The organism is Pseudomonas sp. IzPS59 (genome assembly GCF_014863505.1).
GTDB classification, from domain to species: Bacteria; Pseudomonadota; Gammaproteobacteria; order Pseudomonadales; family Pseudomonadaceae; genus Aquipseudomonas; species Aquipseudomonas kribbensis.
Map to the genome: position 1 here is coordinate 955,608 of NZ_CP062251.1, position 13,501 is coordinate 969,108.

Annotated in this window: 11 protein-coding genes and 1 tRNA gene; 10 read left to right on the plus strand and 2 right to left on the minus strand. The window is 59.7% G+C overall.

Annotated elements, in window-relative coordinates; all coding sequences use genetic code 11:
* Positions 1 to 20 precede the first annotated feature (20 nt).
* The 6 genes from infB (at position 21) to IF189_RS04160 (ending at position 6,910) form a co-directional block, all read left to right on the plus strand.
* Entirely contained in the window at positions 21 to 2,540 is a 2,520-nt protein-coding gene (gene infB / locus IF189_RS04135; RefSeq protein WP_085711845.1) for a translation initiation factor IF-2, read from the plus strand.
* A 160-nt stretch (positions 2,541 to 2,700) separates the two neighbouring features.
* Complete coding sequence (gene rbfA, locus IF189_RS04140; protein WP_119426654.1) at positions 2,701 to 3,099, plus strand: 30S ribosome-binding factor RbfA; 399 nt, start codon at positions 2,701 to 2,703, stop codon at positions 3,097 to 3,099.
* A 4-nt stretch (positions 3,100 to 3,103) separates the two neighbouring features.
* A complete protein-coding gene (truB, locus tag IF189_RS04145) occupies positions 3,104 to 4,021 on the plus strand; it encodes a tRNA pseudouridine(55) synthase TruB (RefSeq protein ID WP_134825458.1) in 918 nt (305 codons plus the stop codon).
* Positions 4,022 to 4,136: 115 nt separating this feature from the next.
* Positions 4,137 to 4,406, plus strand: coding sequence for a 30S ribosomal protein S15 (gene rpsO, locus IF189_RS04150; protein ID WP_085698397.1), 270 nt, complete (start codon positions 4,137 to 4,139; stop codon positions 4,404 to 4,406).
* A 193-nt stretch (positions 4,407 to 4,599) separates the two neighbouring features.
* A complete protein-coding gene (gene pnp, locus IF189_RS04155; protein WP_007953735.1) occupies positions 4,600 to 6,705 on the plus strand; it encodes a polyribonucleotide nucleotidyltransferase in 2,106 nt (701 codons plus the stop codon).
* A 129-nt stretch (positions 6,706 to 6,834) separates the two neighbouring features.
* Positions 6,835 to 6,910 (plus strand) — tRNA-Thr (locus IF189_RS04160).
* Between the two features lie 7 nt (positions 6,911 to 6,917).
* On the opposite strand, the gene IF189_RS04165 is transcribed toward IF189_RS04160, so the two are convergent.
* Positions 6,918 to 7,421, minus strand: coding sequence for a hypothetical protein (locus IF189_RS04165; protein WP_085711844.1), 504 nt, complete (start codon positions 7,419 to 7,421; stop codon positions 6,918 to 6,920).
* 276 nt (positions 7,422 to 7,697) lie between these two features.
* On the opposite strand from IF189_RS04165, the gene IF189_RS04170 reads away from it, so the two are divergent.
* A complete protein-coding gene (locus IF189_RS04170) occupies positions 7,698 to 7,997 on the plus strand; it encodes a DUF6388 family protein (protein ID WP_085711843.1) in 300 nt (99 codons plus the stop codon).
* Between the two features lie 51 nt (positions 7,998 to 8,048).
* On the opposite strand, the gene nadC is transcribed toward IF189_RS04170, so the two are convergent.
* On the minus strand, positions 8,049 to 8,897 hold the full coding sequence (nadC, locus tag IF189_RS04175) for a carboxylating nicotinate-nucleotide diphosphorylase (protein ID WP_085711842.1): 849 nt from the start codon (positions 8,895 to 8,897) through the stop codon (positions 8,049 to 8,051).
* A gap of 254 nt (positions 8,898 to 9,151) precedes the next feature.
* Between nadC and IF189_RS04180 the strand changes: the two genes are divergently transcribed.
* From IF189_RS04180 to ampE, 3 genes are all read left to right on the plus strand, one after another.
* Positions 9,152 to 11,341, plus strand: coding sequence for a DUF1631 domain-containing protein (locus tag IF189_RS04180; protein WP_192552879.1), 2,190 nt, complete (start codon positions 9,152 to 9,154; stop codon positions 11,339 to 11,341).
* 63 nt (positions 11,342 to 11,404) lie between these two features.
* On the plus strand, positions 11,405 to 11,965 hold the full coding sequence (gene ampD / locus IF189_RS04185) for a 1,6-anhydro-N-acetylmuramyl-L-alanine amidase AmpD (protein ID WP_085711840.1): 561 nt from the start codon (positions 11,405 to 11,407) through the stop codon (positions 11,963 to 11,965).
* Positions 11,962 to 12,798, plus strand: a complete 837-nt coding sequence (gene ampE, locus IF189_RS04190) for a regulatory signaling modulator protein AmpE (RefSeq protein ID WP_085711839.1) — start codon at positions 11,962 to 11,964, stop codon at positions 12,796 to 12,798. The genes ampD and ampE overlap by 4 nt, the downstream gene beginning before the upstream one ends.
* Positions 12,799 to 13,501 lie beyond the last annotated feature (703 nt).

Here is a 13,501-nt window from a genome sequence, read left to right on the forward strand (position 1 = left end):
CGGCCTGAGGAGAGAAATGCATGACGCAAGTCACGGTGAAACAACTGGCCGATGAGGTCAAAACACCGGTAGAGCGCCTGTTGCAGCAGATGCGTGAGGCAGGTCTGCCGCACACCGCCGCCGAAGAACATGTGACTGACAGTGAGAAGCAATCCCTGCTGACTCACTTGAAGAGCAGCCACAAGGCGAAAGTGGAAGAACCACGCAAGATCACGCTGCAGCGTAAAACCACCAGCACCCTGCGTGTGGCTGGCAGCAAAAGCATCAGCGTTGAAGTCCGCAAGAAGAAAGTTTTCGTACAGCGTAGCCCGGAAGAAATCGAAGCCGAGCGCAAGCGTGAACTGGATGAGCGTCGCGCAGTAGAAAATGCTGCCCGTCAAAAGGCTGAAGAAGAAGCCCGCGTTCGCGCCGAAGAAGAAGCGCGTCGCCAGCCTGCTGCTGCACCGACCGCTTCCGCCGAGCCTGTTGCTGCGCCTGCGCCAGCCGCTGAACCCGTGCGCGAAGCTGCACCGGTTGTGGCTGCTGCGCCAGCTGCCGACACTCGCAAGCGTGACGAACAGCGCCGTCCGGACAAACCACGCGCCGACGACAACAACCGTCGCGGCAGCGGCGATGGCGAGCGCAAGAACGCTCCGCATCGCGCTTCGGTCAAGGAAAAGGCACCGGCTCCACGTGTGGCGCCACGCACTACCGACGAAGAAAGCGATGGCTTCCGTCGCGGCGGTCGCGGCAAGGCCAAGCTGAAGAAACGCAACGCCCACGGTTTCCAGAGCCCGACCGGCCCTGTCGTGCGTGAAGTGAAGATCGGCGAAACCATCACTGTTGGCGATCTCGCTCAGCAGATGTCGGTGAAGGCTGCTGAAATCATCAAGTTCATGTTCAAACTGGGTACTCCAGCGACCATCAACCAGGTGCTTGATCAGGAAACTGCTCAGCTGGTAGCCGAAGAGCTGGGCCACAAAGTGACCCTGGTCAGCGACACCGCCCTGGAAGATTCCCTGGCCGAGTCCCTGAAGTTTGAAGGTGAGGCTGTTCCTCGTGCGCCGGTAGTGACCGTAATGGGTCACGTTGACCACGGTAAGACCTCGCTGCTCGACTACATCCGTCGTGCCAAGGTAGCCGCTGGCGAAGCCGGTGGTATCACCCAGCACATCGGTGCCTACCACGTTGAAACCGAACGTGGCATGGTCACCTTCCTCGACACCCCGGGTCACGCCGCGTTTACCGCAATGCGTGCCCGTGGTGCCAAGGCGACCGACATCGTGATCCTGGTGGTTGCGGCGGACGACGGCGTGATGCCACAAACCATCGAAGCTGTTCAGCATGCTCAGGCAGCTGGCGTTCCGCTGGTAGTTGCAGTGAACAAGATCGACAAGCCGGGCGCTGATCTCGATCGCATCCGTAGCGAACTGTCGGCCCACGGCGTGACCTCCGAAGACTGGGGTGGTGACACTCCATTCGTTCCGGTCTCGGCGAAAATGGGTACCGGCGTCGACGAACTGCTTGAAGCGGTATTGCTGCAAGCCGAAGTTCTCGAGCTGACTGCCACTCCATCGGCTCCTGGCCGTGGTGTCGTGGTTGAATCGCGTCTGGACAAGGGCCGTGGCCCGGTAGCGACTGTTCTGGTTCAGGACGGTACGCTGCGTCAAGGCGACATGGTGCTGGTCGGCTCGAACTATGGCCGCGTGCGCGCCATGCTCGACGAGAACGGCAAGCCGATCAAGGAAGCAGGTCCGGCCATTCCGGTCGAGATCCTCGGCCTGGACGGTACGCCTGATGCTGGCGACGAGATGAGCGTGGTTGCCGACGAGAAGAAAGCCCGTGAAGTGGCTCTGTTCCGTCAAGGCAAGTTCCGCGAAGTCAAACTGGCTCGCGCTCACGCCGGCAAGCTGGAAAACATCTTCGAAAGCATGGGTCAGGAAGAGAAGAAGACGCTCAACATCGTCCTCAAATCCGACGTCCGTGGTTCGCTGGAAGCACTGCAGGGCGCTCTGAACGGCCTGGGCAACGACGAAGTGCAAGTGCGCGTGGTCGGTGGCGGTGTCGGTGGTATCACCGAATCCGACGCCAACCTGGCACTGGCTTCCAACGCTGTACTGTTCGGCTTTAACGTGCGTGCCGATGCCGGCGCACGGAAGATCGTCGAGCAGGAAGGTCTGGACATGCGTTACTACAACGTGATCTACGACATCATCGAAGACGTCAAGAAAGCCCTGACCGGTATGCTTGGCAGCGATGTTCGCGAGAACATCCTCGGTGTGGCCGAAGTCCGTGACGTGTTCCGTTCACCTAAGTTCGGCGCCATCGCCGGCTGCATGGTGATCGAGGGTACTGTTCACCGTAACCGTCCGATCCGCGTACTGCGTGAAGACATCGTGATCTTCGAAGGCGAGCTGGAATCCCTGCGCCGCTTCAAGGATGACGCTTCCGAAGTACGTGCTGGCATGGAATGCGGTATCGGCGTGAAGAGCTACAACGACGTCAAGGTCGGTGACAAGATCGAAGTCTTCGAGAAGGTTCAGGTTGCTCGCAGCCTCTGACTCGCGCACTTCAAGGGCCACGTCGGGCCGTCGCATGAAAATGCGCGGTACGGCGTCAGGACTCTAAACGCAACGCCCGGTCTGGCTTTTTGTCAGGCCGGGCGTTTGCCGCTTTCAGACCTTGCGGGTTTCACCGCGGGGCAGTAACAGGTAACAAATCATGGCAAAAGAATACAGCCGTACCCAACGTATCGGCGATCAGATGCAGCGCGAGCTGGCCCAACTGATCCGTCGTGAAGTCAAAGATCCGCGTGTCGGCCTGGTCACCATTACCGCTGTTGATGTCAGCCGTGACGTCGGTCACGCGAAGATCTTCATCACCGTGATGGGGCAGGAAGGCGCTGCCGATATCGCACAGACCATCAAGGTGCTCAACGCTGCAGCCGGCTTCCTGCGCATGCAGCTGGGGCGCGAAATGAAACTGCGCAGCGTGCCTCAATTGCACTTCCACTACGACGAAAGTGTCGCCCGTGGCGCGCACCTGTCGGCTCTGATCGAGCGCGCGGTGGCCGAAGACAGTCAGCACGAAACTGCTGCACCCGAAGACACCAAGGAGTAACTCGGTGGCTCAGGTCAAACGTATCCGTCGTAACGTTAGTGGCATCATCCTGCTCGACAAGCCGTTGGGGTTCACCTCCAACGCCGCGTTGCAGAAGGTTCGCTGGCTGCTCAACGCCGAGAAGGCCGGTCACACCGGCAGTCTCGACCCGCTGGCCACCGGCGTGTTGCCGCTGTGCTTTGGCGAGGCGACCAAGTTCTCGCAGTACCTGCTCGATTCCGACAAGGGTTACGAAACCCTGGCGCAACTGGGCAAGACCACCACCACGGCAGACGCCGAAGGCGAGGTTTTGCAGGAGCGTCCGGTGACCGTTGGTCAGGCCGACATTGAAGCGCTCCTGCCGAAATTTCGTGGTCAAATCAGTCAGATACCGCCGATGTACTCGGCTCTCAAGCGTGATGGCCAGCCGCTGTACAAGCTGGCCCGTGCAGGCGAAGTAGTGGAGCGCGAACCGCGTTCTGTTACTATTGCGCGCTTGGAATTGCTGGCCTTCGAAGGCGATACTGCGCGTCTTGCGGTGGATTGCAGCAAGGGCACCTATATTCGTACCCTGGTGGAGGATATCGGTGAGCAACTCGGTTGTGGTGCGTACGTCGCTGAATTGCGCCGTACCCAGGCCGGGCCTTTCACCCTGGCGCAGACCGTGACCCTCGAAGAGCTGGAAGCGGTACATGCCGAAGGCGGCAACGAAGCGGTCGACCGCTTCCTGATGCCATCGGACAGCGGCCTGCAGGATTGGCCACTGCTGCAGTTCTCGGAAGCGAGCGCGTTCTACTGGCTCAACGGCCAGCCGGTACGTGCCCCGGATGCTCCGAAGTTCGGCATGGTGCGGGTACAGGATCATAACGGTCGCTTCATCGGTATCGGTGAAGTGAGCGAAGACGGGCGCATCGCGCCGCGTCGACTGATTCGGTCAGAATGACCGAACGAGTGTGGCTGTTAACAGGCACGGTCACTACTCATTTATAGATACAGGGATTTGTCCCTGGCCTGTTGAAACCGTTTTTGTAACGGTTTCCTGATAAAAGGATTGCCTCATGGCTCTCGACGTTCAAGAAAAAGCCCAAATCGTAGCTGACTACCAGCAAGCTGTTGGTGACACTGGTTCGCCAGAAGTGCAAGTTGCACTGCTGACCGCCAACATCAACAAACTGCAAGGTCACTTCAAGGCCAACGGTAAAGACCACCACTCCCGTCGTGGTCTGATCCGCATGGTTAACCAGCGTCGCAAGCTGCTGGACTACCTGAAAGGCAAGGACCTGAGCCGTTACAGCGCTCTGATCGCTCGCCTGGGTCTGCGTCGCTAATCAGCGATTGCGCTAGAGGTTGGTTGTCTGTCGTGCGTCAACGGGTTTCCCGCTGGCGCATGGCAGGCTCCCAGCCTCAAGTTTTATCTGAACTACCGTTTTACCCGGACAATCAGCGGGCCGATTCCCGACGTTGCCCAAGAATTTCGCAAGAAACCAGTTCCCCCAAGAGCCACAAAGAAGGTAGGACACCGTGAACCCGGTAATCAAAAAATTCCAGTTCGGTCAGTCGACCGTTACCCTCGAGACTGGCCGTATCGCCCGTCAGGCCTCCGGCGCAGTATTGGTCACCGTTGACGACGACGTCAGCGTATTGGTGACCGTAGTCGGTGCCAAGCAAGCCGATCCGGGCAAGGGTTTCTTCCCTCTGTCCGTTCACTACCAGGAAAAGACTTACGCTGCCGGCAAGATCCCAGGCGGTTTCTTCAAGCGTGAAGGCCGTCCTTCCGAGAAAGAAACCCTGACTTCCCGACTGATCGACCGTCCGATCCGTCCGCTGTTCCCTGAAGGCTTCATGAACGAAGTGCAGGTTGTCTGCACCGTCGTTTCCACCAGCAAGAAGACCGATCCGGACATCGCTGCGATGATCGGTACCTCGGCTGCCCTGGCTATCTCGGGCATCCCGTTCGACGGCCCGATCGGCGCCGCCCGCGTTGCTTTCCACGAAAGCACCGGCTACCTGCTGAACCCGACCTACGAGCAGCAGGCTGCCTCGAGCCTGGACATGGTCGTTGCCGGTACTTCGGACGCCGTACTGATGGTTGAATCGGAAGCCAAAGAGCTGACCGAAGACCAGATGCTGGGCGCTGTACTGTTTGCTCACGACGAGTTCCAGGTCGTGATCAACGCAGTCAAAGAACTGGCTGCTGAAGCGGCCAAGCCAACCTGGACCTGGGCACCGGCTCCGGAAGCTACCGAGCTGCTGGCCGCCATCCGTTCCGAGTTCGGCGAAGCGATCTCCCAGGCTTACACCATCACCATCAAGGCCGACCGTTATGCGCGTCTGGGCGAGCTGCGTGACCAGGTCGTTGCCAAGCTGTCCGGCGAAGAAGGCCAGCCTTCGGCTTCCGACGTCAAAGCTGCATTCGGCGAAATCGAATACCGCACCGTTCGCGAAAACATCGTTAACGGCAAGCCACGTATCGACGGTCGCGACACCCGCACCGTACGTCCGCTGAACATCGAAGTCGGCGTTCTGCCGAAGACCCACGGTTCGGCACTGTTCACCCGTGGCGAAACCCAGGCTCTGGTCGTCGCGACGCTGGGCACCGCCCGTGACGCACAGCTGCTGGACACCCTGGAAGGCGAGAAAAAAGACCCGTTCATGCTGCACTACAACTTCCCTCCGTTCTCGGTGGGCGAGTGTGGTCGCATGGGTGGCGCCGGTCGTCGCGAAATCGGTCACGGCCGTCTGGCCCGTCGTTCGGTTTCGGCCATGCTGCCTGCCGCTGACGTGTTCCCGTACACCATCCGCGTAGTGTCGGAAATCACCGAATCCAACGGTTCGAGCTCGATGGCTTCCGTTTGCGGCGCTTCCCTGGCCCTGATGGATGCTGGTGTTCCGATGAAGGCACCGGTTGCCGGTATCGCCATGGGTCTGGTTAAAGAAGGCGAGAAATTCGCTGTTCTGACCGACATCCTGGGTGACGAAGACCACCTGGGCGACATGGACTTCAAAGTAGCCGGTACCGCCAAAGGTGTCACCGCGCTGCAGATGGACATCAAGATCAAGGGCATCACCGAAGAGATCATGGAAATCGCTCTGGGCCAAGCCCTGGAAGCGCGCCTGAACATCCTCGGCCAGATGAATCAGATCATCGGCCAGTCGCGTACCGAACTGTCGGCCAACGCTCCGACCATGATCGCGATGAAGATCGACACCGACAAGATCCGTGACGTTATCGGTAAAGGTGGCGCGACCATCCGTGCGATCTGCGAAGAAACCAAGGCTTCGATCGACATCGAAGACGACGGTTCGATCAAGATCTTCGGCGAAACCAAGGAAGCGGCTGAAGCTGCACGTCAGCGCGTTCTGGGTATCACCGCAGAAGCCGAGATCGGCAAGATCTACGTCGGCAAGGTTGAGCGCATCGTCGACTTCGGCGCATTCGTCAACATCCTGCCGGGCAAGGACGGTCTGGTTCACATCTCGATGCTGAGCGACGCTCGCGTAGAGAAAGTGACCGACATCCTGAAAGAAGGCCAGGAAGTGGAAGTGCTGGTACTGGACGTGGACAACCGCGGCCGTATCAAGCTGTCCATCAAAGACGTGGCAGCGGCCAAGGCTTCGGGCGTTTAATCACCCCGTCGCTTTAGCGCAATGAAAATGCCCCGCCGTGAAAACGGCGGGGCATTTTTTTGTCTGCGAAATATCGAGTCATTCTACGAAGTTGCCGACCTTCAATACCGGTGCTAGGTTTAGCCCACCGCCCGTGTAGCTCAGCCGGTAGAGCAGCGCACTCGTAACGCGAAGGTCGCAGGTTCGATTCCTGTCTCGGGCACCACTTCCCCTTATTTCACCTTGCGGCTCAACTCCTCGACGGTGCGTTTGAGCTGATCCATCGCGCGATCCTGATCGTTGAGCTTCTGCTTCAGGCTGGAGATTTCGCTGTTGTTCGAACTGGAGCTGGAGCCGCTGTTGCGCTTGAGGTCGTCGACCTGACGACTCAGCGTATCGATCTGACGGTCCTGTTCCTTGACCTTGCTCTTCAGATCATCAATCTCTCTGCCGCTGGAGCTTGAGCTCGAACCGCTGCTGCGCTTGAGTTCTTCGATCTGACGCGACTGGTCGTTAACGGTGTCGCGCATCTTTTTCAGGTCTTCGACACCGATACCGCTCTTGATCACCACGTCTTTGCCGAAATCGTTGTGAATGGCGGAGATCTGGTCGCCATAGGAAGGGCTGCTGCTACTCAGTTCAACGGCCATTGCGCTGGCCGGCAGGGCCAGTGTGCCCAGCAGGGCGGTCAGAGCGGTGGCGGACACAACAGAAGAAATCTTCGAAAAGCTGCGCATCACTGGGTTTCCTTGTGAACAGCGAAGGTGAGTGCCGATATGGCACATCGCTATGACTTGGAAATCCGGTTTATGTTCCGCAGGTCAACTTTTTGTGGGAGAGATGTAAAGACCCGTGTAATTCGCTCGCCAAACGTCCTATATTCGCTGTCTGCATGAGCATCGCCCAGCAGTTTTCAGATGATCCCGAATGGTTCCGAAGGCCGGACAATCCGCGTCAGAGAGATCCTTGATGATCCAGATCCATCTTCCATTCTTACGATCAGCGAGAACGCCATGACTGAATTGACCCAAGAGCAACGCCACGAACAAGCGCTGGAGAAGTACAAACTTGATGCGCCGGAGTTGATGGACGAGATCAAGGACCTGAGTCCCGATGAGCAGAAGGACCAGATCCAGTGGGCGTTCGAAGACGAGGCCGAAGCCCAGGGTTTGCAGCCGTGGGAACTGACGCTCAAGTACACCAGTACCCCTGAAGAGTTCGAGGCCAAGCGCCTGGAGCTGCACAAGGAGGCGGCCGAAGTGCTGGGTGTCGATTGGGAAGAGTACTGCGAGATGAACAATCTGGTGGTCTGAAACAAAAACGCCAGCCTCGAAAGGGCTGGCGTTTTTTATTGCGCGCTCGATTCAGAGGCTCAGGCGCATCGACAGGTCCACGGCCTTCACATCCTTGGTCATCGCACCGATCGAGATGTAATCCACCCCGGTCTGGGCAATCGGCAACAGCGTGCTTTCGTTGATGCCGCCGCTGGCTTCCAGCTTCGCCTTGCCGCCGTTCAGGCGCACGGCTTCGCGCATGTCGTCGAGGCTCAGTTCGTCTAACATGATGATGTCGGCACCGGCTGCCAGCGCTTCCTTCAGTTCATCCAGGCTTTCCACTTCGATTTCCACCGGTTTGCCCGGCGCGATCTTGTGCGCGGCAGCAATGGCCTGCGGGATTCCGCCGCTAGCGGCAATGTGGTTTTCCTTGATCAGGAACGCGTCGTACAGACCGATGCGATGGTTATGGCAACCACCGCAGGTGACCGCGTACTTCTGCGCCAGACGCAGGCCCGGCAGGGTCTTGCGGGTGTCGAGCAGTTTCACGTCCGTTTCGGCGACGAAGTCCGCGAGGTATTGCGCGCGGGTGGCCACGCCGGACAGCAACTGCAGGAAGTTCAGGGCACTGCGTTCACCGGTCAGCAGGGAACGGGCCGGGCCTTCCAGGTGAAACAGCGGCTGGTTCGGCGAAACCCTTTCGCCATCGCGCACTTGCCAGTGCACCGCCACCCGAGGGTCGAGCTGACGGAACACCGTATCGACCCAGGCTGTGCCGCAGATGACAGCCGCGTCGCGGGTAATGATGGTGGCTTTGGCCAGGCGTTCGGCCGGGATCAGTTGCGCGGTGATGTCGCCGCTGCCGATGTCTTCGAGCAACGCACGGCGCACGTTGGCTTCGATTTCGGCGGTCAAATCGGCGAGACGTAGATTCGGCATAACGGGCTCCACAAACTAAGTGGCCCGATTATAGGGGCATGGCGTCGGCCAACCCAAGGCGAGAACGGCTACGTAGCGCTGCATCCGGTCGATTTTCTTTGAGCAAACCCGATTCCGGCGTGGTCACTGAAAGGTATCGCGCATAGGGGAAACCCTGACGGCTCTGGCGCCGGAGACAACTTTTGCAAGATAATCCGCCTTGCATTTGACGCCATGACTTTGACGTCGGCAAATCACCGTTTCAGGAGGCTTGGATGCACAACGACGGGAACGTAGTGCCTTTGCACAAGGCCGCTACCGATCAGGCGACTCACTCGCCGCTCGCCCGCCTGCCTGTGATTCTGCTTCAGGTTCGCGACAAGGCTGCACAACGCCTGCGCAACGGCCTGCAGGAACTGTTCGATAACGCCGACGATACCCTGTTTGAAATGGCTGATCGGGCGCGCAACGACGTCGAACAGAACATCTTTTTCGAAGCCATGCGCGACTTGCGCCTCAAGCGCAAGAACATCGAGCGCGGCTTTCTCGAACAATTCTTCGAGGCCTTTGTCGGCCTCACTCAATATGATCCCGTACCGAATGTCGTGCCTCACGCGTTGCAGTACGAGGACACCACGGCGCGCACCGACGACATGGAGCGCAGCGTTGCGATCGAAACCATGGTCGGCCGTGTGCTGAATCGCGACGGTTTCGCCCTTGATCAATTGACCGCGCGATTCAATGCGCTGCTCGGCAAGTCCCTGGACGATCAACACAACCCGCTGGGCCCGGCGATGCTGTGTGAGTTTTTCCTCCAGGCCGGGCGCAACCTGGGCGTGGAGATCAAGGTCAAGCTGATCCTGCTCAAACTGTTCGAGCGCTATGTGCTGGCCGACACCGACCAACTTTTCGCGGAGGCCAACCAATTGTTGGTCGCCACCGGGGTGTTGCCCGAGCTCAAGCCTGCACCGGCCCGTCGGGCCAGGGATCACGCCTCGGCCAGCGCGCACAGCGAGTTCGACGAACACGATCAATCGCCGGCGGACGCGGGCGTGCAGGAAGTTTTCGCCGCACTCCAGGAGTTGCTGTTGCACGTGCGCGGCAGCGTCGCGCCGACCCTTGAACCGAGTGCAGCGCCCCAGCCGATTTCCACCCGCGACCTGCTGCGTCTGCTTTCGCACTTGCAGCAATACGTGCCGGCGCTGGCGGGGCAGGAAGACTTCGACCTGCGCAATCAGCTTGAACAGCTGCTGACCCGGGTCAGCGTAAAAAGTGGCAAATCGCGGATCGTCGGAGGTGCGGACGAGGATGTGATCAACCTGGTCGCCATGGTGTTCGACTGCATTCTCGACGACCGCAACCTGCCGGATTCACTCAAGGCGCTGATCGCCCGGTTGCAGATCCCGATGTTGAAAGTCGCGGTGATCGACAAGAGTTTTTTCAGTCGAAGCAGCCATCCGGCACGACGTCTGCTCAATGAAATCGCCGAAGCGGCCATGGGCTGGGGCGAATGCGACGGCGATGCGCGCGACAGCCTCTATCTGCGCATCGAGCAAGTAGTGCAGCGTTTGCTGACGGAATTCGTCGATGACCCGGCGATTTTCTCCGAGTTGCTGGCGGACTTCCTCACCTTCACCAGCGACGAGCGCCGCCGCAGCGAACTGCTTGAGCAGCGGCTGCGCGATGCCGAAGAGGGCCGGGCGAGGACCGAACTGGCCCGCCTGCGTGTCGAGCAGGCGTTGAACCAGGCGATGCTGGGCAAAGTCCTGCCGCCGACGGTGGTGACTTTCGTCCAGGCGGCCTGGAGCAAAGTCTTGCTGCTGACGTGCCTCAAGCACGGCGATCAGTCCGCCGAGTGGCAGGCCGACGTGCAGACCATGGAGCAGTTGATCTGGAGCGTGCAGCGTCACGAGGATGCCGAGTCGGGCCTGCGGTTGTTGTCGCTGGTGCCGGGACTGCTCAAGTCGCTGCGTGACGGGCTGAGCAGTTCGGCGTTCGATCCGTTCGCCACCAGTGAGTTTTTCAGCGCGCTGGAAGCGTTGCACGTTCGTTTGCTTCAGCCCTCCGCCGAGCCGGATCAGGCCGAGTCGCCGCCGATGATCCAGGTGTCTCAGGCCATCGTTTTGCAGACCGCCGACGAAGGTCATCCGATGTTGGGCCCGGAGCGTTTGCCGGCCGATGACGTCAGTTTGCGTCAGGTCGACCAGTTGCGCCTGGGCAGCTGGGTGGCGTTCGAAGAAGATGAAGAACACACGTTGCGCTGCAAACTGGCGGCGATCATCGAGGCGACCGGCAAGTATGTGTTTGTCGACCGCACCGGAACGAAAGTGCAGGAGCGCAACCGCATCGCCCTGGCCATGGAGTTCCGTCGCGGGACGGTGCGGGCGCTGGATGACACGTTGTTGTTCGACCGCGCGCTGGAGTCTGTGCTCGGCAATCTGCGACGGCTCAATCGCGGCAAGTGATCGCGCGCCGGGGGCCGATCACGGCATACTGGGCGCAACACAGTCGGCGTTGAAGGAATCGGTATGCAGTTGGATCCCGCAAGCGGGTGGTGTCACGGGGTGCAGGTCTGCCCCTCGCCCAACTTCAATGAACGCCCGGCGGGCGAAGTCTCCCTGTTGGTCATCCACAACATCAGCCTCCCGCCGGCGCAGTTCGCCACCGGCAAGGTGCAGGAATTTTTCCAGAATCGTCTGGATGTTACGGAGCATCCCTATTTTGCCGGGATCGCCGACCTGCGCGTCTCCGCGCATTTCCTGATCGAACGTGACGGCAAGGTCACCCAGTTTGTCTCCTGCCTTGAGCGTGCCTGGCATGCCGGCGTGTCGGTGTTCGAAGGGCGGGAAACCTGTAACGATTTTTCCGTGGGCATCGAACTCGAAGGCACCGATGATCTGCCGTTCACCGAGGCGCAGTATCAGGCGTTGATCGTGCTGACCCGGCATTTGCAAAAAGCGTTTCCAGCGATCACTGTCGAACGTATCTGCGGACACAGCGACATCGCACCCGGACGCAAGACCGACCCTGGACCCGCATTCGACTGGGCACGCTACCGCGCCGCCCTGGCACAAGAGGAAGGACAATGAGTTTTCTGGTGTTACTGCTGGCGGTATGGATCGAGAAGTTCTCGGCCCTGCGCCATCGGGTTCAACGCGATGGCGGATGGATCCGCGAACTGCACAAGCTTGAAAGCGGCAATCTGGCAAAACGGCCATGGCTGGTGCTGGTCATACTGGTGCTGCTGCCGGTGGCATTGCTGGGGTTGTTGCTGCTGGTGCTGGAGCCGGTTGCCTATGGCCTGCTGGCCCTGCCGGTGCATTTGCTGGTGGTGATTTACAGCCTGGGGCGCGGCGATCTGCTCGGCGGGCTCGGCCCGTTCCGTGATGCCTGGCGCCGGGAAGACTTGCAAGCCGCCGCTCACGTGGCCAAGCGCGATCTGGATATCTGCGCCGAGAGTGGCGAGCAATTGCTGGAACAAGTGCAGCGGCATCTGTTGTGGCAGGCCTACCAGAGCTTTTTTGCGGTGATTTTCTGGTACTTCCTGCTTGGCCCGGTTGCCGCGCTCAGCTATCGCCTGCTGGCGCTGGCTGAAGAAAATGCACAGAACCCGGCACTGGCCGAGCGAGCAGGGCAGTTGCGGCATGCGTTCGACTGGGTGCCGGTGCGCCTGCTGGCGGCGAGTCTGGCTCTGGTCGGCAACTTCGTCGCGGTCAGCCGGATCATGCTGCATGAGCTGTTGAACTGGAACATCAGTGCGGCACAACTGATCAACAGGGTCGGCCTGGCGGCCGGAGAAATTCCGCCCGCCGTCGTCGGCCCGGAGGGCATCAATACCCTCGATTGCCTGTGGGAGCTGCTGCTGCGTGCAGCGGTGTTGTGGTACGCCGGGTTTGCCCTTTGGACCGTCCTGATCCACTGACGCCTGCCTGAAGATCAAAATGTCGCCCGAACGCAGCCCGCGTTCGGGCGATCCTCTGCCGTTAACCTTAAGTTACAAAACCTCCCTTCGATTTGAGCTATACAGAGATAGCGCCCGATAGTGGCTATCTGCTGTCGCCCCGCGCCTGCCAATAAAAACAAGAAAAAACCAAGGGAGACTTCCAGTGAAGAGCTTGCTCTATCCCGCCGTCTCGCTGATGAACCGCCTGAGCTTCGGCATGAAGTTCAGCCTGATCAGCGTGCTGTTCCTGGTACCGATGCTGGTGACCAACTTCTATCTGGTGCGCGATTCCTATCGCGAATTCCAGGGCACCCGGGTGGAGTTGCAAAGCCTCGACCTGCTGGGCAGCAGCCTGACCCTGCGTCGGGATCTGGAAACCCTCAACAACCTGGTGCAGATCAACGTCACCCTCGGCCAGTCGGGCAAGGCCGGCAATGTCGAGTCGCAAATCACCAGCCTCGAGCAAAACGTTCTGGCGCGCCTGCAAGGGCTGACGGCCATGACCGAGGACCCGGAGCAAATCAAGGTCTTCGATGCCAAGCGCGATGAAATGATCGCCGCGTTCAAGGCCCAGCAAGCGGAAAATTCCCTGCAAAGCAAAAGTGCGCTGATCGGCAAACTGCTGGGCAGTGCGCAGATTTTCAGCCAGATCGTCGCCAGCCAGGCCGGTCTGAGCCGCGAC

Excerpts from the sequence above, each read along its gene's own strand:
- IF189_RS04170 (WP_085711843.1), top strand. The coding sequence starts at position 7,698 with ATGACTGAATTGACCCAAGAGCAACGCCACGAACAAGCGCTGGAGAAG.
- rbfA (WP_119426654.1), top strand. The coding sequence starts at position 2,701 with ATGGCAAAAGAATACAGCCGTACCCAACGTATCGGCGATCAGATGCAG.
- IF189_RS04180 (WP_192552879.1), top strand. The coding sequence starts at position 9,152 with ATGCACAACGACGGGAACGTAGTGCCTTTGCACAAGGCCGCTACCGAT.
- IF189_RS04165 (WP_085711844.1), bottom strand. The coding sequence starts at position 7,421 with ATGCGCAGCTTTTCGAAGATTTCTTCTGTTGTGTCCGCCACCGCTCTG.
- infB (WP_085711845.1), top strand. The coding sequence starts at position 21 with ATGACGCAAGTCACGGTGAAACAACTGGCCGATGAGGTCAAAACACCG.
- nadC (WP_085711842.1), bottom strand. The coding sequence starts at position 8,897 with ATGCCGAATCTACGTCTCGCCGATTTGACCGCCGAAATCGAAGCCAAC.
- ampD (WP_085711840.1), top strand. The coding sequence starts at position 11,405 with ATGCAGTTGGATCCCGCAAGCGGGTGGTGTCACGGGGTGCAGGTCTGC.
- rpsO (WP_085698397.1), top strand. The coding sequence starts at position 4,137 with ATGGCTCTCGACGTTCAAGAAAAAGCCCAAATCGTAGCTGACTACCAG.
- ampE (WP_085711839.1), top strand. The coding sequence starts at position 11,962 with ATGAGTTTTCTGGTGTTACTGCTGGCGGTATGGATCGAGAAGTTCTCG.